At 75.1% G+C, this 22,558-nt stretch carries 13 protein-coding genes; 3 read left to right on the top strand and 10 right to left on the bottom strand.

What is annotated here, in order from left to right:
- Window positions 1–123: 123 nt before the first annotated feature.
- Genes ACFV4F_RS32630 through ACFV4F_RS32615 form a run of 4 tightly spaced genes read right to left on the bottom strand, consistent with a single transcriptional unit; the run spans window position 124 to window position 13,811 of the window.
- Entirely contained in the window at window positions 124–4,080 is a 3,957-nt protein-coding gene (locus ACFV4F_RS32630) for an amino acid adenylation domain-containing protein (RefSeq protein ID WP_380507971.1), read from the bottom strand.
- Between the two features lie 33 nt (window positions 4,081–4,113).
- Window positions 4,114–10,485, bottom strand: a complete 6,372-nt coding sequence (locus ACFV4F_RS32625; RefSeq protein WP_380507969.1) for an amino acid adenylation domain-containing protein — start codon at window positions 10,483–10,485, stop codon at window positions 4,114–4,116.
- On the bottom strand, window positions 10,482–13,544 hold the full coding sequence (locus ACFV4F_RS32620; RefSeq protein WP_380507966.1) for an amino acid adenylation domain-containing protein: 3,063 nt from the start codon (window positions 13,542–13,544) through the stop codon (window positions 10,482–10,484). Before ACFV4F_RS32620 ends, ACFV4F_RS32625 begins: the two co-directional genes overlap by 4 nt.
- Window positions 13,545–13,550: 6 nt before the next feature.
- Window positions 13,551–13,811, bottom strand: coding sequence for an acyl carrier protein (locus ACFV4F_RS32615; RefSeq protein WP_380441480.1), 261 nt, complete (start codon window positions 13,809–13,811; stop codon window positions 13,551–13,553).
- A gap of 553 nt (window positions 13,812–14,364) precedes the next feature.
- Between ACFV4F_RS32615 and ACFV4F_RS32610 the strand changes: the two genes are divergently transcribed.
- Window positions 14,365–15,474 carry a LuxR C-terminal-related transcriptional regulator gene (locus ACFV4F_RS32610; RefSeq protein ID WP_380495682.1) on the top strand — a complete coding sequence of 370 codons (1,110 nt, stop codon included), beginning with the start codon at window positions 14,365–14,367 and terminating at the stop codon, window positions 15,472–15,474.
- Window positions 15,475–15,813: 339 nt separating this feature from the next.
- On the opposite strand, the gene ACFV4F_RS32605 is transcribed toward ACFV4F_RS32610, so the two are convergent.
- The 4 genes from ACFV4F_RS32605 to ACFV4F_RS32590 form a co-directional block, all read right to left on the bottom strand.
- Window positions 15,814–16,404, bottom strand: a complete 591-nt coding sequence (locus ACFV4F_RS32605) for a hypothetical protein (protein WP_380507964.1) — start codon at window positions 16,402–16,404, stop codon at window positions 15,814–15,816.
- Window positions 16,405–16,538: 134 nt separating this feature from the next.
- Complete coding sequence (locus ACFV4F_RS32600) at window positions 16,539–16,880, bottom strand: hypothetical protein (protein WP_380441486.1); 342 nt, start codon at window positions 16,878–16,880, stop codon at window positions 16,539–16,541.
- Between the two features lie 47 nt (window positions 16,881–16,927).
- On the bottom strand, window positions 16,928–17,440 hold the full coding sequence (locus ACFV4F_RS32595) for a hypothetical protein (RefSeq protein WP_380507961.1): 513 nt from the start codon (window positions 17,438–17,440) through the stop codon (window positions 16,928–16,930).
- A gap of 154 nt (window positions 17,441–17,594) precedes the next feature.
- Window positions 17,595–18,536, bottom strand: a complete 942-nt coding sequence (locus tag ACFV4F_RS32590; RefSeq protein ID WP_380507958.1) for a MerR family transcriptional regulator — start codon at window positions 18,534–18,536, stop codon at window positions 17,595–17,597.
- A gap of 201 nt (window positions 18,537–18,737) precedes the next feature.
- Between ACFV4F_RS32590 and ACFV4F_RS32585 the strand changes: the two genes are divergently transcribed.
- The gene (locus ACFV4F_RS32585) at window positions 18,738–20,051 is read left to right on the top strand and encodes a phage tail sheath family protein (RefSeq protein WP_380507955.1); all 1,314 of its coding nucleotides are present in this window, start codon (window positions 18,738–18,740) and stop codon (window positions 20,049–20,051) included.
- A 303-nt stretch (window positions 20,052–20,354) separates the two neighbouring features.
- On the opposite strand, the gene ACFV4F_RS32580 is transcribed toward ACFV4F_RS32585, so the two are convergent.
- Both ACFV4F_RS32580 and ACFV4F_RS32575 read right to left on the bottom strand, forming a co-directional pair.
- Window positions 20,355–20,624, bottom strand: a complete 270-nt coding sequence (locus ACFV4F_RS32580) for a hypothetical protein (RefSeq protein ID WP_380507952.1) — start codon at window positions 20,622–20,624, stop codon at window positions 20,355–20,357.
- On the bottom strand, window positions 20,621–21,562 hold the full coding sequence (locus tag ACFV4F_RS32575; RefSeq protein WP_380507949.1) for a hypothetical protein: 942 nt from the start codon (window positions 21,560–21,562) through the stop codon (window positions 20,621–20,623). The genes ACFV4F_RS32580 and ACFV4F_RS32575 overlap by 4 nt, the downstream gene beginning before the upstream one ends.
- 467 nt (window positions 21,563–22,029) lie before the next feature.
- On the opposite strand from ACFV4F_RS32575, the gene ACFV4F_RS32570 reads away from it, so the two are divergent.
- Window positions 22,030–22,558 (top strand): hypothetical protein (locus tag ACFV4F_RS32570; protein WP_380507946.1); only part of this gene is annotated, 529 nt, incomplete at its 3' end.

The raw sequence follows: 22,558 nt of genomic DNA, 5'->3' as shown, positions 1-22,558 counted from the left end.
GGGCCGTCGTGTGTTTGTAAACCGACCCTCGTTGGGGGGGGCCCCGGGGGGGGGGGGGGGGGGTGGGCCCCCCGCCCCGGCGGCCGGGGCGGGCCCGGGCGGGGGGGCGGCCGGGGGGGCGGGTCAGACGGAGACGTCCCCGGCGGGCTCGCCGGCGAGCGCGGCCTCGATGCGGGCGGCCAGCTTGGGCACGTTGGGCCGCTCCAGCATCGAGAAGTGGTTGCCGGGCGACACGTCGATCAGCAGCCGGCCGTCGACCCGGCGGGTCCAGCCGAAGTCCCAGCCGCTGAACATCTCGTGCTCGGCGCGGATCAGCAGCATGTCGCCGCGGAACGGCTCGCGCGGGGTGTCCCGGTAGCGGATGAGCGCGCGGGCGTGGCGCTGGTACAGCCGGACCAGCCGGCGCAGGTCCTCGACGCTGGCCGCGTCCTCGCGCTCGTCGGCGGTGCCCTTGGTCAGCTTGAGCACGAAGCGCAGCCGGGCCTCCGGGTCCAGCGCCTCCAGCTCGGCTTCGGTGGTGGGCAGTTTGTGGGCGAAGGCACCCATGATGGCGGCCGACTCGGAGACGGTGTAGCGCGGCGGCACCGGGTCGTCGATGCTGGCGCTGACCACCACGAGGGCGGCCACCTCCTGCCCGGCCCGCTGGAGCTGACGGGCCATCTCGTAGGAGACCATGCCGCCCATGCACCAGCCGCCGAGGTGGTACGGCCCCTCGGGCTGGACGGCCCGCAGGTGCTCCAGGTAGAGCGCGGCGATCTCCTCGACGGTGTCCGGGCGCGGCACGTCCGGACCGGCGTACTCCGGGGCCTGCACTCCGTGGAAGGGCTGCGCCTCGTCGAGCTCGTCGACCAGGTCCGCGTAGCTGAACACGGCGCCGCCCAGCGGGTGGACGAAGAACAGCGGCGGCCGGCCGCCGGTGGAGCGGAACGGCACCACCACGCCGCGGTCGGCGGCGAGTTCGCCGTCCACGATCCGGGCGAGCTTCTCCACGGTGCCGCCCTCGAAGAGCGCCGCGACCGGCACGTCGACGTCGGTGATGTCCGGCAGTCGCATCACCACGCGCAGCGCGGAGATCGAGTTGCCGCCCAGGTCGAGGAAGTTGTCGGTGACGCCGACCTTCTCGATCCCGAGCACGTCGGCCCAGATCGCGGCCAGCGCGCGCTCGGTGTCGGTGCGCGGTTCGACGAACTCCCCGGCGGTGGTCTCCTCGCGGCCCGGGGCGGGGAGCCGGTTGCGGTCCACCTTGCCGTTCGGGGTGAGCGGGAAGGCGTCGAGCACCACGAAGGCGCTCGGCACCATGTACTCGGGCAGCGCGGCGGCGACCGCGGCGCGCAGGTCGGCCGTGGCCGGGGCGGCGCCGTCCGCCGCGGTGAGGTAGGCCACGAGCCGCGGGTCGCCCGCGCGGTCCTCGCGGGCGGCCACCACGACCCGGCCGACGCCGGGCTGCCGGGCCAGCACCGTCTCGATCTCGCCCAGCTCGATCCGGAAGCCGCGCAGCTTGACCTGGTGGTCCGAGCGGCCGAGGAACTCCAGTTCGCCGGAGGGCAGTCGACGCACCACGTCGCCGGTGCGGTACATCCGGGCGCCGTCGCCCGCGAACGGGTCCGGCAGGAAGCGGTCGGCGGTCAGGTCCGGCCGGCCGAGGTAGCCGCGGGCCAGGCCGTCGCCGCCGAGGTGGAGGTCGCCCGGCACGCCGTCCGGGACGAGGCCGAGGTGCTCGTCCAGCACGTGCACCCGGGTGTTGGCGATCGGGCGGCCGAGTCCGACCGGCCGGTCCGGGGCCACGCGCTGCAGGCAGGACCAGATGGTGGTCTCGGTCGGGCCGTAGGCGTTCCAGACCACCGGGAAGCGGGCGGTCAGTTCACCGGCCAGGTCGGCGGGCAGGGCCTCGCCGCCGGAGATCACCCGCAGCCGCTCGTCCGGCCGCAGCCCGGCCTCGACCAGGAGGCGCCAGCTGGAGGGGGTGGCCTGCATCAGGGTCGGGCGGGTGCGCTCCAGGTGCTCGCGCAGCCGGGGCCCGTCCACCGCGATGTCCGGGGCGAGGACGAGCTCGGCGCCGGCCAGCAGCGGCAGGTACACCTCCAGGCCCGCGATGTCGAAGGAGAGGGAGGTGACCGCCAGCAGCCGGTCCTGCTCGGTGATCGCGAGGTCCCGCTCGAAGGACTGCAGCAGGTTGAGCAGCGCGCCGTGCGGGATCTGCACGCCCTTGGGCCGGCCGGTGGAGCCGGAGGTGTAGATGACGTACGCGAGGCGGTCCGCGGTGGCCAGCGGCGGCGGGCACTCGGCCGGGTAGCCGTCCCCGGCGGCGGCGTCCACGGCCACCACCCGGGCCCCGGCCGGGTCCAGCGCGTCCTCCAGCCCGGGGTCGCAGAGCAGCACGGCCGCACCGGCGTCGTCGAGCATGTACTCCAGGCGGTCCTGCGGGTAGTTCGGGTCCAGCGGCACGTACGCGCCGCCGGCCTTGAGCACGGCGAGCAGGCTGACGACGAGTTCGGCCGACCGGGCCTGGTGGACGCCGACCAGCACGTCCGGGCCGACGCCGAGTTCGCGCAGCCGCCAGGCGAGCCGGTTGGCGCGGGCCTCCAGCTCGGCGTAGGACAGCTCGGCCCGGTCGGTGCGCAGCGCCACCGCGTCGGCGCGGCGGGCGGCGGTGGCGGACAGCAGCTCCGGCAGGGTGTGCACGGAGCGCTCGGCCGCGGTGTCGTTCAGGGCGCGGACCAGCCGGTCGGTCTGTTCCGGGCCGAGCAGCGCGGCGGACTGGGCCGGGGCGTCCGGGTCCGCCACCAGCGCGGCCAGCGCGGCCGCGTAGTAGCCGCCGATCTCGGCGATCCGGCGCCCGGAGAACTGCGCCTCGTCGAAGTTGATCCGCAGCCGGACCTCCTCGGTGACCGGGTCGGTGCCGAAGTTCGCGGTGAACGGGAAGTTCGTCTGCTCGAAGAACTCGCTCCCGGCGATCTCGATCCGGGTGAGGGCGAGGTCGTAGCCGCGGAAGTTGCGGTGGTCGACGACGGTCTCGAACAGCTCGGGCCGTTCCAGGTCCCGCAGCAGCTGGGCCATCGGGTAGCGGCGGTGCGCGAGCGACTCGCTCTCCTGGCGGTGGATCTGCCGGGCCAGGTCGAGCCAGCTCACGCCGGCCGTCTCGGCGACCAGCGGCAGGGTGTTGAGGAACAGGCCCACCACCTGGTCCCCGTCGGCGGTCTCGGGGCGGCCGTTGCTGACCCGGCCGGTCACCACCCGGGTCCGGCCGGACAGCAGCGCCAGCACGCGGGCGTGCGCGGCGAACATGACCGCCTTGACCGGCACCCTGGCCCGGGCCGCGACCGCGCGCAGCCCGTCCGTGAGCCCGTCCGGCAACGGCACCTCGTGCACCCGGGCCGACCGGCCGGCGGCCAGGCCCGGCTCGTCGAAGCGGGGCAGGCCGGTGAACTCGGTGCCGGCCAGGGTCCGCGTCCAGTGGTCGCGGGCGGCGGGGTCGGCCAGCGCCTCCTGTTCGAGCAGGACGAAGTCCCGGAAACGGGTGACCGGCGCGGCCGGGGCGGCAACGTCACCGGCACCGGCACCGGCACCGGCACCGGCGAGCCTGGCGTCGTACCCGGTCAGCAGCTGCGAGGTGACCAGCGACAGGCTCCAGCCGTCCAGGATCGCGTGGTGGAAGCTCAGGTTGAGCCGGAAGTCCCGGTCGGCGAACAACTGGACGTGCAGCCGCAGCAGCGGGGCGGCGGCCAGGTCGAAGGGCGTGGCCTTCTCCTGCGCGGTCCACTCCGCGACCCGGCGCCGCTGCTCCTCCTCGGCGAGGCCGCGCAGGTCCTCGACGGTGAGGGGGGTCGGCACGGCGGAGTGCACCAACTGCATCGGCTGGCTGAAGTTCGCCAGGTCGATGGCGCTGCGCAGGACGTCGGAGCGCTTGATCACTCCGGCCAGCACCTCGCGCAGGACGTCCTCGTCGAACGGGCCGGTCAGGCGGATCGCGGAGATGTCGTGGTAGGTGGGACTGTCCCGGTCCCGCATGCTGTGGTACAGCATTCCGGACTGGAGCCTGGTCAGCGGGTAGGCGTCGACGATCTCGCCGGGGTTCGGCATGTCGATCCTTTCGGTAGTTCGGTGAGTGGCCTGTCACTTGGCGCGCAGGCGGGCCAGGTCCTCCGGCGAGAGCAGCCCGAAGGCCGTCGCCCGGCGCTGCGGTCCGCCGGTCTCCGTGCGGGAGTCCAGCCAGCCGGCCACGGCCTCGACGGTCTGGTGGGTGAACAGCTCGGTCAGCGGGATGTCCAGGCCCTGTTCCCGGGCCTGTCCGACCACCCGCACGGCGTGCATCGAGTCGCCGCCGAGCTCGAAGAAGTTGTCCGTGACTCCGATCCGCGCCAGCCGCAGCACCCGCTGCCAGAGTTCGGCGAGCTGCCGCTCCACCGGGGTGCGGGGCGCGACGTACGCCTCCGGGGCCGCGCCGCGGTCCGGAGCGGGCAGGGCGCGGCGGTCCAGCTTGCCGTTCGGGCTGAGCGGCAGGGCGTCCAGCGGGACGAAGGCGCTCGGCAGCATGTGCTCGGGCAGCGTGCGGCCCAGTCCGGCCCGCAGGGCGCTCCGGTCGGGTGCCGGTCCGTCGCCCGGCGTGAGGTAGGCGACGATCCGCCGGTCGCCCGGCTCGTCCTCACGGACGATGACCGCGACCTGGCCGACGCCCGGCTGCGCGGCCAGCGCCGCCTCGATCTCGCCGAGTTCGATGCGGAAGCCGCGCACCTTGACCTGGTGGTCGATCCGGCCCAGGTACTCGACGGTGCCGTCCGGCTGCCAGCGGGCCAGGTCGCCGGTGCGGTAGAGCCGGTCGCCGGGCGCGCCGTACGGGTCGGGGACGAAGCGGTCGGCGGTCAGGTCCGGCCGGCCGCCGTAGGCGCGGGCCAGCTGGACGCCGCCGAGGTACAGCTCGCCGGGCACCCCGAGCGGGGCCGGGGCCAGCCAGCGGTCGAGCACGTACACCCGGGTGTTGGCGATCGGCGCACCGATCGGCAGGCTCGGGCGGTCCCAGTCCGGCTGGCTGGACCAGCGGGTCACGTCGACCGAGGCCTCGGTGGGGCCGTACAGGTTCTCCAGCCTCGTCCCGGGCAGGGCCTGGTGGAAGCGCCGGGCCGTCCCGGCGGGCAGTGCCTCGCCGCTGCACGCCACCATCCGCAGCGACCCGCAGCGCTCGGCGGGCGCGGCGGACAGGAAGGTCTCCAGCATCGGCGGCACGAAGTGGCACACCGTCACCCGCTCGTCCTGGATCAGCCGCGCGAGGTGGTCCGGGTCGCGGTGGCCGCCGGGGCGGGCCAGCACCAGCCGGGCGCCGGTGAACAGCGGCCAGAACAGCTCCCACACGGAGACGTCGAAGCTGATCGGGGTCTTCTGGAGCACGGTGTCGTCCGGGCCGAGCCGGTAGGCGTCCTGCATCCACAGCAGCCGGTTGACGATGCCCCGGTGCGGCACCTGGACGCCCTTGGGGCGGCCGGTGGAGCCCGAGGTGTAGATGACGTACGCCAGGTGGTCGGGGCCGGCCGTCGGCTCGGGCGCGTGGTCGGGCAGGTCGGCGGCGGTGTGCGGGCCGACCGCGACGACGGTGCGGCCCGCGGCGGCGATCGCGGGCGCGCCGGAGTCGGTCAGCAGCACCGGCGCCTGCGCGTCGGCGAGCATGAACTCCAGCCGGTCCGCCGGGTATCCGGGGTCCAGCGGCAGGTAGGCGCCACCGGCCTTGTGCACCGCGAGCAGGGCGACCATGAGCTCGACCGACCGCTCCATCAGCACGCCGACCACCACGTCCGGGCCGACGCCGTGTCCGCGCAGCAGGCGGGCCAGGCGGTTGGCCCGCCGGTGCAGTTCGGCGTAGCTCAGTTCCCGGCCCTCGCAGCGCACCGCGATCCGCCCGGCGGCCGGGCCGGTGCCCGGTCCGGCCTGCTCGGCGAGCAGCGAGGTGAGGGTCCGCTCCAGCGGCCAGTGGGCGTCGGTGGCGTTCCACTCGTGCAGCACCCGGTGGCGCTCGGCGGGCGGGAGCAGGTCGGCGGTGGCCGTGCACGCGGCGGGGTCGGCGGCCATGGCGGCCAGCGCCGCGGTGAAGCGGCCGGCCAGCCGCTCGACGGTGGCGGCGTCGAACAGGTCGGTGTCGTAGTCGAGCCAGCCGAGGATCTCGCCGCCGGTGTCCAGCATCCGCAGGTTCAGGTCGAACTGGGCGTTCGCCTCGGAGACCTCCACCAGCTCGCTGGTCACGCCCGGGGCCTCGAACGAGCCGAGCCGCACGTTCTGCAGCGCGAACAGCGCCTGCACGAGCGGGCTGCGGGCGAGGTCGCGCTCCGGTGCCAGCTCGCCGACCAGCCGGCCGAAGGGCACGCCCTGGTGGGCGAACGCCGCCAGGGCGTCCTCGGTGACCCGGCCCAGCAGTTCGCCGAAGGACGGCGCGCCGCGCAGGTCGAGCCGGACCGGGACGGTGTTCAGGAAGCAGCCGACCAGGTCCTCGAACTCGGCGCGCTCCCGGTTGGCGACCGGGGTGCCGACCAGCAGCCGTTCCTGCCCGCTGTGGCGGGACAGCACCACGGCGAATGCGGTCAGCAGGGTCAGGTACAGGGTGCTGCCGGACTCCCGGGCGAGCCGGCGCAGCCGGTCGGCGGTGTCCGGGTCGACGGCCAGCCGGTGGCGCGCGCCGCGGTGCGCCTGGACGGCGGGCCGGGGGCGGTCGGTGGGCAGCTCCAGCACGGTCGGGACGTCCGCCAGGTGGTCCGTCCACCAGTCCAAGAGCTCCGTCAGCGGCTCTCCGGCCAGCTCGGCGCGCTGCCAGCGGGCCACGTCGGCGAACTGCAGCCCGTCGCCGAACCCGGCCTCCCGGCCCTCGCACGCGGCCCGGTAGGCCTGCGACAGACCGTCGAGGAGGACGCCGAACGACCAGCCGTCGAAGGCGATGTGATGGATCGTCAGCACCAGCAGGTGCTCGTCCTCGGCGGTGTGCAGCACCAGCGCCCGCAACAGCGGACCGGCGTCCAGGTCGAACGGGCGCTTGGTCTCCCGCATCGCCTCCGCGAGGGCCGCCCCGGGGGCGGGCTCCAGGTACCGGACGGTCACCGAGGCGTCGGCCACCGCCTGCTGGACGGGCTCCCCGTCGACGACGGCGACCCGCATCCGCAGCACCGCGTGCCGGCGCAGCACGGCGTCCACCGCCGACTGGAGCGCGGTCCGGTCCAGCGGGCCGCGCACCCGCAGCACCAGCGGCATGTTGTAGGCGGCGTCGCCGGGGCGCAGCTGGTCCTCCAGCCACAGCCGCTCCTGGGTCCACGACAGCGGCGCCGGCTCGGACTCCCCGCTCCTGGGGACCGGCCGCTCGGGCCCCGCCCCGGTGTGCCGCCCGACCAGCCGGGCCAGCCCGGCGACCGTCGGGTGGGCGAAGAGCTCGCGCAGCGACAGTCGCACGCCGAACCGCTGCCGCAGGCGCACCAGCACCCGGCTCAGGAGCAGCGAGTGCCCGCCGAGCGCGAAGAAGTCGTCCCGGCTGCCGATCCGCTCCCGGCCCAGGACCTCCCGCCACACTTCGGCGATCCGCTCCTCCCGTTCGCCCGCCGGGGCCACGTACGCGGCGACCGCCGCCTCCTCGCGGCCGAGGGCGCGCAGCGCCGCCCGGTCGGCCTTGCGGTTCGCGGTGAGCGGGAGCTCGTCGAGCACCACCCAGCCGGACGGCACCTTGTACTCGGGCAGCCGGGCGGCGAGCGCCGCGCGCAGCCGTCCCAGGTCCGGGCGGGTGCCGCCGGTCGCGAGGTAGGCGGTCAGCCGGTGGCCGCCGCGCTGCTCGGGCGTGGCCAGCACCACGGCCCCGCGCACGCCGTCCTGCCCGGCGAGGGCCGCCTCGATCTCGGCCGGCTCGACCCGGAAGCCGCGCACCTTGACCTGGTGGTCGGCCCGGCCGAGGTGGTCGACCAGCCCGTCCGGGCGCAGCCGGCCGAGGTCGCCGGTGCGGTAGACCGGGTCGGGCCGGTGCCCGCTCAGCGGGTTGTCGCCGTAGCCGTCCGTGGTCAGCGGGTCGGCGTAGCGCGCCAGGTGCGGGGTGCGCACGACCAGCTCGCCCACCTCGCCGAGGCCGGCCGGGCGGTCGCCGGCCAGCACCAGCAGCTGCACCTCGTCGATCCCGGGACCGAGCGGGATCCGGCCCTCCCCCTCCGGGGCGGCCTGTCCGGCCCGCCGGGCCACGTGGACCGACACGGCCTGCGGGGTCTCGGTCGCCCCGTACAGGTTGAGCAGGTCCGCGGCGGGGGCGAGGGCCGCCCACTCCCGGACGGTGCGCCGGGTCAGCGCGTCGCCGCCGAAGCCGACCAGCCGCAGCGCGGGCCAGCCCGGTCCGGCCGCGGCGGCCAGCGCATCGGCCAGTGCGGGGGTCAGGTGGGCGACGGTGATCCGCTCGCGGTGCAGCTCCTCGGCCAGGGCCGGGACGTCCCGCAGGTCCGCCGCCGGGAACACGGCGGTCGCGCCGGCCCACAGCGGCGCCAGCACGTCGCGCAGGAACGGGTCGTGGCCGAGCCCGGAGAGCACCGAGAAGCGGTCGCCCGGGGTGATCGCGTACGCGTCGGCGTACCAGTGCAGGAAGTGGGCCAGCGGGCCGTGGCCGCCGACGATCCGGCGGGGGCGGCCGGTGGTACCGGAGGTGAAGGCGACGTAGGCGGGGTCGTCCGCGGTGGCGGCGCGGCGGGCGGCGGGCGGCGCGTCGGGGTCGTCCGCCACGGCGAGCACGGGAACGGCGCGGGCCTGGTCGGGCAGCTCGCCCGGGCCGGTGGCCAGCCAGGCCTTGGGCCGCAACTCTTCGGCCCGCAGGGCGATTTCGGCTGCCGGGTAGTCGGCGTCCAGGACCGCGAAGGCGGCTCCGGCCCGCCAGACCGCGAGCAGCGCCACCGCGGTGGCCGGGTCGCGCGTGGCGTGCACGGCCACCACGTCGCCGGCGCCGACGCCGACGCCGGCCAGCCGCCCGGCCAGGCGCTCGACCCGGTCGGCCAGCTCCCGGTAGGTCAGCGCGCCGGAGGGTCCGGCCAGGGCCGTCCGCTCCGGGCTCCGTTCGGCGTGCCCGGCCAGCCGCTCCAGCAGCGGACCGGGGTGGGTCGCCGTCAGCTCGGCCGTCGCGTCGGGGGCGAGGGCCGCGGCCCGGCCGGTGGCGAGCGCGAGCTCCCCGGTGCGGCGGGCCGGGTCGGCCGTGGCCTGCCGCAGCACCAGCGCGATCTGCTCCAGCAGGTCGGCGATCCGCTCGGCCCGGTACAGCCCGGCGTCGTACACCGCCTCCAGGGCCAGCCGCCCGCCCTCGGTGGAGACGTACAGCGTCAGGTCGAACTTGTTGTCGATCTCCGGGAAGGGCAGCTGCTCGACCGCGCACCCGGCCAGGGCGAGCGGGGCGGCCGGCGGGAGGACGTTGAAGAACACCTGGATCAGTTGGGTGCGGCCGAGGTCCCGCTCGGGGGCCAGTTCGCCCACCAGCCGCTGGAACGGCACCCGCTGGTGGGCCAGGGCCTCCAGCGCACTGGCGCGGACCCGGCCGAGCAGGTCACCGAACGACGGGCCGCCGGACAGGTCCAGCCGCACCGGCAGGGTGGTCAGGTAGCAGCCCAGCGCGTTGTGGTCGCCGGCCCGGCGGGTGGAGACCGGGGAGCCGACCAGCAGCCGCTCCTGGCCGCTCTGGCGGGCCAGTACCACGCCGAAGGCCGACAGCACCGTCATGTAGAGGGTGGCGCCGTGGGCCCGGCCCAGCTCGCGCACTCCGTCGCTCAGCCCGGCGTCGAGCAGCAGCCGCGCCTGGGCCCCGCTGCGGCCGCGGACGGCGGGCCGCGGCAGGTCCGCGGGCAGCTCCAGCACCCTCGGCGTCTCCGCCAGGTACGCGCGCCACCACTCCAGCAGCCCGTCCACGGTCTCCGGGGTCAGCTGCTCGCGCTCGGCGCGGACGGCGTCGCCGAACCGGCGGCGCAACGGCGGCAGCGCCGGCGCCTCCCCCGCCCGCGCGGCGCCGTACGCCGCCGACAGCTCCTCGAAGAACGGCCCGAACGACCAGCCGTCGAACACCAGGTGGTGGAAGGTCAGGACGAGCAGGTGCTCCTGCTCGCCGGTCCGCACCGCGAGCGCCCGCAGCAGCGGACCGGCGACCAGGTCGAACGGGCGCTCGGCCTCCCGCTGGGCGAGCCGCAGCCCGGCCGCGGCCGGATCGGGCAGCGCGCGCACGTCCTCGGTGGCGACCGGGACCGGCGCTTCGGGCAGCACCCGCTGGACGGGCGTGCCGTCCGGCTCGGCGAACACCGTCCGTAGCGCCGTGTGCCGGGCCACCACGGCGTCCACGGCGTGCTGCAGCGCGGCCACGTCGAGCGGGCCGGACACCCGCGAGATCACCGGCATGTGGTAGGCGGAGCCGCCGGGCCGCAGCTGCTCCTCGAACCAGATCCGCTCCTGGGTGAACGAGAGCGGCAGCGGTCCGGCGGCCTCGGCGGGAGCCGGAGGGAGGAAGGTGTCGGTCATGGGAGGTCCTTGGTGAGGTCCTTGGCGAGCAGCAGGGTCAGCTCGGATTCGAGGAGGTCGGTCAGCAGGCCGAGGACGGCGGGCGGCAGCAGGCCGGCCGGGGCCTGGAGGCTGCCGACGAGGTCGTCGCCGTCCTCCCATAGCTCGCAGACCAGTTCGCCCTGCGCGCCCAGCGGAGGGGCGGGTCGCGGCCGGAGGGTCGAACCCCCGAGCCGTACGGTCGGGTTGACCCGCTGGAACACCAGCATGGTCTGGAACAGCGGACTGCGGCCGCCGGGCGGGCGGGGCACCAGCGCGGCGATCTCGTCGGTGGGCAGCGCGGCGTGCTCGAGCACCTCCAGCAGCCGTTCGCCGATCAGCCCGGTCAGTTCGGGCCCGGACGCGCCCGGCGTCCCGGCGATCCGGACCGGCAGACTGTTGGCCAGGAAGCCGATGGTGCGCTCGTGGGCGGCGGCGCGGTCGACCACCACGACGCCGACGGCGAAGTCGAGCCGGCCGCTCCAGCCGGACAGCGCCCGCCACCAGGCGGCCAGCGGCACCGCCAGGGCCGGACGGCGCAGCCGGGCCGCCGCCGCGCGCAGCAGGGCGGCCGAACCGGGCGGCAGCACGACCGGGCGCTCGACCACCGGAGCGGTCCACAGCCCCTTCATGGTCACCGGCCTGGCCCCCGGCAGGTCCAGCGGTTCCAGGCCCGCCAGCTCGGCCCGCCAGAAGGCCCGGTGCCGCTCGGCGTCGCCGACCGGGCCGGTCGGCGCGGCCGGGGCGGGCCGCGGCCGGACGCCGGACCAGGCCGCCGCCAGGTCGGCAAGCAGCACCTGCTCCGAGTGCCCGTCGTAGACCGTGTGGTGCACCGCCAGCACCAGCGTGTGCCGCTCGGCGCCGTGCGACAGCAGACCCGCGGCGAGCAGCGGGCCGTTCACCAGGTCGTGCACCCGGGCCGCCAGTTCGGCGGTCAGGGCCGGCAGGGCGGCGGTCTCGTCGCCCGAGCGCCGCAGCAGCGGCGGCAGGGCGGGTTCGGCGGCCACCGCGCGGTGCGGGCGGCCGCGCAGCTGCGGGAAGGTGGTGCGCAGCGCCGGGTGGGCGGCGGCCACGGCGGCCAGCGCCCGTTCCAGCCGGTCGCCGTCGACCGGCCCGGTGATCTCGATCCGGCTCACCGCGACGTGCCCGGGTGCGCCCGGCGCCAGCCGTTCGGCGATCCAGAAGCGGCGCTCCCCGGCGGAGAGTTCGGTCGGCCCGCCGTCGCCGGCCGGTCCGGTGGGCCCGACGGGTCCGGGTGGACGGCGGCGGGCTTCCCGCTCCAGGGCGTCCACCGTGCCGTGCCGGTAGACGTCGCCCGCCGAGAGCTCGGTGTCCAGCAGGCGGGACAGCCGGGCGGCGATCCTCAGCACCTGGAGCGAGTTGACGCCGTCGGCCAGGAGGTCGTCGTCCCCGGCGAGTGCGGGGTCGCCGAGGATCCGTCGCACCTCGCTCAGCGCGGGTGATCCGTCCGCCGCCGGTGCCGGTGCCGCCTCGGGCGGTTCTCCGACGAGCAGCCGCTCCAGGGCCCGCAGGTCGGCCTTGCCGGTCGGGCCCAGCGGCACCGACGCCAGTCGGACGAACCGGTCGGGCCGCAGGTGCGCCGCCAGCACGGCCGCGCTCGCGCCGCGCACCCGCTCGTCGGTGAGCGTCCGGCCCGGCTCGACGGTGTAGCCGCAGACGGTGCTCGTGACCGTCCCCTCCGCCGTCCGGACGGGGACCAGGAAGCACTCCTGCACCCCGGCCACCGCGGCGACCGCGCGCTCTACCTCGCCCGGTTCGATCCGGTACCCGCGCAGCTTGAACTGGCGGTCGGCGCGCCCGACGTAGGACAGCCGGCCGTCCGGTGCCATCCGCACCAGGTCCCCGGTCCGGTACACCCGCTCCGGTCCCCGGCCGGGGATGTCGAGGACGCCGAACCGACGGGCCTCCTCCTCCGGACGGTCGAGGTAGCCCAGCGCCAGCCCGTCGCCGCCGACCCACAGTTCACCGACCCGGCCGCGCGGCAGCGGCGCGCCGTCGTCCCCCACCACGGCCAGCAGGGTGTTGCGCACCGCGCGGCCGACCGGAACGCCGTCCGGCTCGGCCAGTTCGGCCGCGGTGACGTCCTGGGCGGTGACGAAGACCATCGACTCCACCGGGCCGTACCCGTTGGTCAGCCGGGCCCGCGGGCAGGCGGCCAGGAACGCGGCCAGGTGCGGCGGCGACACGCGCTCGCCGCCGGTCATCAGGTGCCGGACGCCGGCGAACGCCCCGGGCTCCTCGTCCAGGATCAGGTTGGCCAGCGAACTGGTCAGCCAGAGCGTGTTCACGCCGTCCTCGCGCACCAGCCGGCGCAGCTCGGCCGGGGTGAGCAGGCCGTCCCGGGCCTCGACCGCGCAACCGCCGTTGAGCAGCGGCCCGAACGTCTCCAGCGCGCCCGCGTCCCAGTACGGAGCGGCCAGCAGCGGCATCACGGTGTCCGGGCCGAAGTCGGCGTAGCCGCCGTCGACGAAGGTGCGGATCATCGCGCGGTGCGGGATCACCACGCCCTTGGGGCGGCCGGTGGAACCCGAGGTGAAGAAGACGCACGCGGGGTCATCCGCGCCGACCCGGGGCGCCGCGAAGTCCCGCCGTGTGCACGGCGGTTCGCCGTCCGACAGCTTCACGACCGGCAGCGCGAGGGTGCTTCCCTCCCCGGTGGCGTCGAGCACGAAGCGGGCACCCAGGTCCTCGGCCACGTCCGCGAGCCGTCCGGCGGGCCACCGGGGATCGACGGCGGCGAACGCCGCGCCCGCCAGCAGCACGCCGAGCGCCGCGACCGCGAAGGCCTCCCCCGGCCGGGCCGACACCGGCACGAACTCACCGGGCCGCAGGCCGAGTTCGACCAGGCGGGAGGCAACCTCCCGGGCCCGGCCGACCAGGCCCCGGTAGGTGGTGGTCCGGCCGCCGGCCCGCAGCGCGGGGGCGTCCGGCGTCCGGTCCGCCCAGGCCAGCACCGCGCCGTGCGCGGTGCCGTGCGGCGGGACGGCCGCGGCCGGACCGAACGTCAGCGACGGTTCCACGACCGGTCAGCTCTCCGCGCGGGCGGCGCGAGCGGCGTTCACCGCGTCGGCCAGCGAGTCCGGCGTGGAGTCCAGCACGGCGAGGAAGTCCAGCTCGACGCCCCACTCCTCCTCGATCCGGGCGATCAGCGTCACGGCGTGGAAGGAGTCGCCGCCGTGGCCGATGAACGACCCGTCGCCGGGGACGTCGACCCCGAGCGCCTCCGCCACCATCGCCCGGACCGCAGCCGCGTCGACACGGTCGGCCGAAATGTTCGGCTGGGACATCTGAACCTGCCTCCAGAAAATTCCGATTACCACTTGTGGACATGACAGCAAGCCCTTTCCCGGGAATTGGGGAACGGTTATTGCTGCGAAATATTGGAGTGATGCGAGTCAATTCCGGGCGGCGCCCCGGGAGAGGGGGGACGAAACCCGCGTAGAGCCCGCTGGACGGGGCCCGTCCGTATCCGTCGGATCAGGCCGCCCGGGCCTATCCCCAGCCGGTGTCGCCGTTGCCACCAGCCTGCGCTACAACGGAAGTCGACGGCTCCCGGCCCGGCAGATGACCGGTCCCGGCGGCCGCCGCGAGGGTCGCGACGAGGGCTGCCGCGGCCACGGCCGCGCCGGTCCGGAGGATTCCGCGGATTTTCTTGGAGAACTGCACGATGTGCCCCCGTGGGATGGATGCCTGCGCCGCCGGGGATCGCCCGTCGAACGCCGTTGACATCAGCATCGGGAATTCGGAGCTTGGCAGTCCAGTCACCGAGCCCGCATGATGATGCTTTACATCAAGCTGCACGTGGGAGAAAGAGTGGACAAGGTGTCAAAAACGGACATCGTGACCAGGTTCCAGGCGCTGCAGGCCGAGGAGATCCAGGTCTACGGGTGGGCGGTGGACCGGGGCGTGCTGCGGATCCCGGACGCGGCGGTGGGGCTCGGACTGCCCCAGGAACGCGTCGCCCGGGCGGTCGAGTCGCTGGCGGCCGTCCCCCTGGTCCGGCCGCTCGATCCGCTCGATCCCGCCGGGCCGCTCCGACCACCGGGCGGGCCGGCGGACGGACCCGAGGACGGATCGGAGGACAGACCGGACGGCAGACCGGCGGACAGACCGGCGATGGAGCGAGCCTGGAAGGCCGTCGACCCGCAGCAGGCCAGCGCGGAGGTGGCCGCGGCCGAGTCCCGCTTCCGCCGCGGGCTGTCCGGCGTCCTCTCCGTCTGGGACGTGGTGGACTCGGTGAACGCCATGTACGACGCGGGCGTCGACGACGTCGACCGGGGCGCTCCGCTGCAGCCCGTCGAGGCGCTCGGCGAGGTGATCGCGATGCTCGACGAGGCCGGCGCCACCTGCGAGTCCGAGGTGATGACCGCCCAGCCGGGCGGCGGCCGCCCGCCCGGAGAGCTGGAGCGCTCGATCGCCCGCGACCTCGCCATGATCGGGCGCGGCGTCCGCATGCGCACCCTCTACCAGCACCCCGCGCGCCACAACGCCCCCACCCAGGCCTACGTCGAACGGGTCACGGCGGCGGGCGCCCAGGTCCGCACCCTGCCCGAGCTCCTGGGGCGGATGATCGCCTTCGACCGCCGGGTGGCCTTCATCTCCCACCACCGGACCAGCGGCGGCGCGGTGGTCATCCGGGACCCCTCCACCGTCGGCTTCCTGTGCGACGCCTTCGACCGCAACTGGCAGATGGCGACCCCGTACCATCCGGCCCCGCTGGACGGCGGCCTGCGGGACGACCTCAAGGGCACCATCCTCGGCATGCTCAGCGAGGGCCTGCGGGACGAGACGATCGCCCGGCGGCTCGGCGTCTCGCTGCGCACCTGCCGCAAGTACATCGCGGACATCTTCGCGCAGTTGGGCGCCGAGAGCCGCTTCCAGGCGGGCTACCTCACCGGCGCCCAGCGCCGGCTCGGCACCGGGCCGGACGAGTCCCCCGGCGTCTTCTGAACCGGCTCGGCCGCGCTACCGCAGCGCCTCGCTCATCCTGGCTCATCCAGGTCAATCAACTGTTCGGCCCCGTAGGGGACCACGCGCGCCGTCCACCGCTCGCGCCGCATTGCGGGGGCACGTCGCCCGGCTGATCACTCTCCGCGCCGACGGCCTCCGGCCGGCCACCCGCACCCCCGGCCACGTCCGGCTCGCTGCGCCGGACCGGGTCGACGCCCATCGGCTCACACAGTTCCTCAACGAGGCCAGCCGGCCCCGGGAGCGGGCGCTCGAACCGGCCACCGGGCAGGGGCGGACGACCAAGCAGGTGGACCGGTCAGGGCCGCCGTCAGGCCTGCTTCAGGCGCCCCAGGAGGTCGTGGTCCGTGCGCCCGCCGATCCGGTCGCGGTGGTCGCGGTGGTCGGGCGCGACGGGGCCGCGGGCCGGAGGAAGTCCGAGCCGGCCGTCGAGGTGGTCGTGCGGGCGCCCGTGCCCGGCGTGGTGGCGGCCGGTCCGCCCGCCGTGGTGGGCCGTGCGGCGCCCGCCGGGGCGGCCGTCGGGTCGGCGTTCGCGGTACGACGCGCGGCGGGCAGGCCGGGCGTGGCGGCCGGAGTGCGCCCGCCCGGTTCGATCCGCTCGATCCGCAGCACGAGGTTGCGGTCCTGGCGGTCGCCGGCCCGGTCGCGGTTGCGGCTGTGCACCTGCTGCGTCTGCACGCCCCGGACCTCCTGCCAACGGCCCTGGACCGCGCGGATGTTGGGGCTCCACTCGCCCTCGTGGCAGTGCTCCAGGTCCAGCTGCCAGCTCGCGGCGTCGACCACGTGGACGGCGCCGACCGCCGCCGGGACCAGGACCGGCGCGGCGCCCCGCACGGTCACCACCGCCCGCTGCTGCCACGGGCCCTCCACCGCCGTCACCGTGATCCGGCTCGGCCCCTGGTACCAGGCCATGGTCGTCCTCCCGCGTCCGTCCTCGCGCCGGTCGCCGACCGGCCTCAGCAGATACCACGGGCGGCGGGCCCTCCAGGGTTCGACCGGGCTCGACCGGGCTCGACCGGGCCCCGCCGGATTCGACCGGCCAGGGGTCACTCGTCCACCGGCACCTGACGGACCCGGACGTCCCCGCAGACGACGAAACCCGCGGGCACACCACCGCTGAGCAGGTGGAGCCGCAGGTAGCGAGCCGACGCCGGGCCCGGCACGTCGACCAGCGCCTCGATCTCCGGGTCGGAATCCGCCTCCCGGATCTCCAGGTCCTGGTAGCCCGACCGCGTCTTCATGGCCAGGACACTGACGAACTCGACCTCCGTGGCCGTGTCCCTCCCCTGCTTCCAGAAGCTGCGGAACAGCAGCGTCCGGTGCGAAACGCGGTACGACCAGACCTGCATGTCCTCGTGCAGGTCCAACGGCAGCGGACTCGTCGTCATGCCGGTTCTCCTCTCCCGGGCGCGGTACTGCGCCGCCGAGTTGCGTACTAGCCGGCGTACTGCCGCCGCAGGGCGTCGAGGTGCTTCGCCCCGCGCTCGGCCTCGTCCAGGTGACCGAGGTCCAGGGCAGCCGTGGCGCGGCCGTAGACGTAGAAGACGTCCTCGCGCTCCTCGGCGGACAGCGTCCGCAGCCGGCGCAGCACGTCGAAGTCGACGTCCAGGGAGAGTTGGACGGCCGCCAGGCGGTCGCGGGCCGTGACGGGCAGCCGGGTGCGCAGGACGTCCTTGAGGTGGTCGCGGATGCGGCGATCCGCTTCCTCGGGCCGGCGGACGGCGGGCCGGTGCGGATGGTCCCCCAGCTCGTCGGCCCAGGTGGCGAGAACGCCGTGGATCGCCTGCAACGCCGCCACGTCCCCGGGGTCGGTGGCGAACACCTCCCCGGCCAGCCTGGCCGCCTCCCGGGCACGCCCCTCGACGTCCGTGCAGGCCGCGACGAATCCGGCGAGCGTTCCGCACCTCCACCGCAACTCGGCGGCCTGCCAGGCTTGTTCCATGTCCACGTCGGCACCCTATCGGGCGGCCGGCCGGGGTTGTCGACCGCTTTTGGGCGGCGGGCCGGCCGGGCCGTCGTCGACGAGCACGAAGGCCACCAAGGGCGCCGGCGCCCGCGCCGCCGGCTCGCCGGTCCGGCCGCGCCATGTCGCGAACGGTCTGCTACCCCGGTATCCGGGCGCCCAGTGCCCGGATGAGCCAGTCGAAGCCCGGCGCCAGGCTTTCCGGGGCCGACCAGCCGTTGATCACGGCGAGCAGCTGAAGGTACCGCTCCCTGCGAGGGTCGTTCACGGTCTCCAGGCGGGTCGACAGCCGGCGCCGGAGGTCGACGTCGTCGGGGCGCCCCACGGCGTCCGCGTACTGGGCCATGACCGCCGCAACGACCCGATCGGCCTGGGGCGAGCCCGGGTCGATGCCGGCCGCCAGGGCCGGGCCGACCTGGTCGAGGACCGCTGCGGCAGGGTCACGGCGCGGGCACGTGGTGCCGACCCGGGCGTGATCGGCCACGTAGTGCTCGACCGTGCGCCGCGTGCCGGCGCGGAAGTCCGGGTCCTGGGACAGCTCGGCCAGCTCCGCCCACGCCTCGACCTGCTCGGCCTCCGGGTTGTCGGGCAGCTCGGGCGTCATCGACCGCGTGATCCCCGCGAGTTCGGGGTTGGCGTCCAGCAGTCCACTGAAGGCGGTGTCGAGGAAATCGCCGATCAGCCGTCGACGTTCGTCCTCGGAGAGCTTGGCCAGCTTGTGCATGAGATCCATCTCCTCAGGGGTGGACCCGCGCCTGGCCACCGCCGTCAGCACCGCGCGCCGCAGGCGCAGCGTCCGGATCTGCACCGCCAGTGCTTCGGCGTGCGCCGCGGCGACCTCGGGAAGGGAGATCTCCCGGTCCACGACCTTCCGGATGGCAGGGAGGTCCAGTCCCAGGTCGCGCAGTGTCCGTACGAGGTCCAGACGTGCGACGGCGTCGATGCCGTAGAGGCGGTAGCCGGCCGGGCTACGGTCGGTCGGCGGCACGATCCCGCAGTCGGAGTAGAACCGGATGGCCTTGACCGTCAGACCGGTCCGCCGGGCCAGATCACCGATCGGGTAGAGCGTGTCGCCGTCCATGCCCTCACCCTCCCACCTCCCCTTACAGGAGACTCAAGCCCACCCGCCTGCCGGCGGCAGACCACCCGTCAGTCACACAGAGGCTTCACTCGAAGCGGTGGTTTGCCCTCTCAGAGGAGTGGCCGGGCAGCTCGCTGCGCTGGGGTGGGTACGGACTCGCCGTTCGCACCAGCAGCGGCCCTCTCACCTCAAGGAGTGTGGATGCCCAGTCAGAACCCGCCAGGGGTCTTCGTGACGGAGCTCCCCAGCGGAGTACGCACGATCACCGGGGCGAGCACATCGGTCCCGGCGTTCCTCGGTTACACGAAGGCCTCCGCCAACGACGATCCGAGCGCGGCCCCCGAGCCGTTCACCGACGCCGAGCGTGTCGTCCCGCAGAAGATCCGCAGCTGGCAGGAGTTCGCCGCCCGCTACAGCGTCCAGGGAATCGCCAAGGAGCTCGCGGACGCGACCGAACCGGCCGCGATCCACACGCTGCAACGGTGCCTGCCCCTGGCCGAAGCGGTCTACGGGTTCTTCGCCAACGGCGGGAGCACCTGCTACGTGGTGGGCTTCACCAGGCCACAGAGCGCCGTCTCACCCGAGGAGCTCAAGGGGAACACGGACGCCCGCACCGGCCTCGCCGCCCTGGAGACCGTTCCCGAGGTCACCATGGTCGCCGTCCCCAGCCTCTGGGACATGACCGCGGACGCCTCCGCCGAGAAGGAGGCGCCGGCGCCCGACCACGCCGCGGGCGTCGGCAGGATGGCCCAGGTCGTCAAGCACTGCACCGAGCAGCGCAACCGGCTGGCGATCCTCGACCCGCCGCCCGGCCTGACCCCGGCCGAGGCGGCGGCCTTCGCCGACACGCTCGGCTCGCGCGACTCCGACGACGCCGCCTTCACCGCCCTGTACTACCCGTGGATCACGGTCCCGGGCGTCGACGCCGTCGAGCGCACCGTGCCGCCCTGCGGCCACGTGGCGGGTGTCTGGGCCCGCACCGACGCCGAACGCGGCGTCTTCAAGGCCCCCGCCAACCAGAACCTCCGCGGCGTGCTCAAGCTCCAGACCGTCCTCACGGACGACCAGCACGGGGAGCTGAACGCGAAGGGCGTCAACTGCCTGCGGCTCTTCCCGGACCGGGGCCTGCTCGTATGGGGCGCTCGTACCAGGTCGACCACACGCGACTGGCGCTACCTCAACGTCCGCCGCCTCGTGTCCTACCTCGCCGACTCCGTCCACCAGTCCTCGACCTGGGCGGTGTTCGAGCCCAATGACGAACGGCTGTGGGCGACACTGCGGCACTCCGTGTCCTCCTTCCTCACTGACCAGTGGCGGCAGGGCGCCCTCGTGGGACGCACGCCGGACGAGGCGTTCTATGTGATCTGCGACGACACCAACAACACACCCAAGACCATCGACGACGGCAAGGTCATCTGCGACATCGGCGTCGCACCCGTGCGCCCCGCCGAGTTCGTCCACTTCACCATCACCCAGATCGCGGGACAGTCCGGAGAGGCCTCCAAGGCCACCTGACGGCGCACCTGTCCGCCCCGCCGTTGCGCGGCTCGCGGCTCCCGGCCCGAGCAGGAAGTCGGACCGGCCGACTTCCTGCTCCGGTGGCCGGCCGGAGGCTCCTCGGCGGCCGGGCAGTAGGGCGCGCGATCGTGAACGCCGCCGAAATCAGCCGCCGGGCCCGTGGCGGGTACCGGGACTGGATGCCGATTCCCCGTTCGTGGCGAGGGAGTTGGCAGAGCTGATCGCCGAGGCGGGCGCCCGGAGGAAGCCGTGGACCTCCTGGGCCCCGCCCGTTCCTGGCACCGCCGCACCTTGGCGGGGCTACTCCTGGAGCTCGGGCGGATCGACGAAGCGGTGGCCCTGTTCCGGCTGCGGTAACCGGCCGCTCCCGCCCGGCCGCGTGCCCGGACCCGGCGTCGCCGCCGGCGTCCGGCGTCCGCTCTCGGCCTCGGCTTCGACGCCGAGGCCGACGCCGGGACGACGGGCCGGCCGTCGCCACCGGTTCCGGAACGACCGGAGGACCGCGACGACGGCAGCCGTGGCGAGGCCCGCGAGGAACTCGGGCAACGCGGCTCGCAGAAGGTCGCTCATCGGGCCGTCCTCGCGGCCGCGGCGGTGCGCTCGGCGTGGAGGGCGCCCCGGCGCCGGAGCTTTCGGCGCACCCGGTCGCCGTACGAGGGCGGCAGGCCCGCTTCGACGGCCGCCTGGAGCCAGCTCCCGCCATCCCGCGCGAGCCGGACGGCGACGGCGGCCTCGTCGGCGGTCAGGCCGCGCAGGACCGCTCCGATCCGCTCGTCGTCGAACTCGTGCCGCAGGACCACGTCCTCGGCGCTGAGGCGGTCGGTGAGAGCGTCCTCCAGGGTCACGCCCGTGCCGATCGTGACGCTGGTCAGCCGGGTGGGGCCGTTCCTCGTCCCCCGGTTCCACAACGGCAGCCACCGTTTGCGTTCCTCCTTCGCGCAACGGTCGAGGAGCGCCACCAGCTCGGGATCGCTGCGGCAGTCCCCGAGTCCGTCCACCCAATCGCCCAGGAGCGCGTCGATCACTCCCTCTCGCCACTCCTCCGGGCGCGCCCTGCCGAGCACCCTGCGGGTGAAGTCGTCCACGCCTTCGAGGTCTCCCACGAGGGCCGCGAAGCGGGCGGCCAGGGCCGCGACGAGGGCCGCCCGGGCGGGCGGCGGTGGCGGGGAGCCGAGGTGCCTGATCGACCTGGCCAGACCGATCAGCAGGACGGCGACCGAAGCGGGCGGCACCTCGGCGAGTGCGGTGTCCAGACCGGCCGTCGTCATGGCGTCCGCCACGTCGTCGAACCCGAAGATCCGAAGCATCTGCGCGGGCCGGTTCCTGGTGATGTACAGCAGCTTGATGATCAGGTGCGGGTCTGCCCGGTCCGCGCCGGGCACGACCAGCACCGACTGGCAGCGCTCCCGCCCGCGCCGGTCGGCCCCGCGGTAGTTCACGTCGGTCAGGAACTGCCGGGGCAGCCCCGGGCCCGGCCGGAACTCGATGCACACACCGTCGATGCACACGGCGATGACTCTCCTCTGCGACTCGTACGAGCAGGCTCTACTTCCGGGGACGGGAGCACGGCACAACGGCAAAGAATCCGGAAGACCGGGACGTGATCTGCGTCACGTCGGGCGAATGGGCGCCCGCACCCGGCCGGGGCGGCACCGGTCCGCGGCTCCGGCCGGGCGCCGGCGACCGGCCGGTGGTGAACCGCCGGGCGGGCGCGGGCCGTATAGCTGGGCAGGGCACCGACCGGGTGGGTCCCGACGAACGATCAGGGGAGGCGTACGCCGATGGCCGAGGTGGAACCTCACCGGACCTCCGCCCGGGCCGGGCGTACGCACCGGCCGACGGACGTGGTCCGCGCCGTCGCCGGAGCGCCCTTCCCGCCCCACCGGCGGACGGACGCCGGCCGGCGCGCCGCCGGAACGCCGATCACATGCCGGCGCCCGGCACCCGCGATACCGCCCGCCGGCCGGGTGGCGCGATGAGTGCGCCGCAGTCCGGGGCCTCGTCCGCACCGGCTCTGCGCCGCCGGTTCGGCCGCCGTGGGGCGTCGTCCGCTCCGCCGCCCGTACCGGCCGGGCGGCGGGGGCCGTCGCGGTCGATCCTGCGGCCGTTCGGGCCGCACTACGTCATCGCCCCGCGTGAGGTGGGCGACGACGAGCTGGCGGCGGCGATGGGCAGCCTGCGGCCGGTGCCGGACGCCCTCGTCGTCGTGGCGGCGGCGGCCGACGCCGCGCCGGTGCTGCGCGAACAGATGGCCGAGCTCGGGCTGATCGCCCGGACCCGGGGCGCTGCCCGGCTGATCCTCGCCGCCTCCGGTCTCGCCGCGCTGGGCCCGGGTGGGCGACGCCCCGCCGAGGTGGTCGCTGACAAGGCCGGACTGCCGGTCGTGGCCCCGGACGGTCTGGTGTCCATCCAGCCCGACGGCACCCTCCAGGTGACCGCGCCCGAGGGTGCCACCGAGCCCGCCGCGTGGTGGAGTTGCCCGCCGGGCGGCCGTCCGCGGCGGC

Source organism: Kitasatospora sp. NPDC059722, assembly GCF_042733235.1.
In the GTDB taxonomy this organism is placed as follows: Bacteria; Actinomycetota; Actinomycetes; order Streptomycetales; family Streptomycetaceae; genus Kitasatospora.
This window is presented reverse-complemented; position numbering and strand designations above follow the sequence as displayed.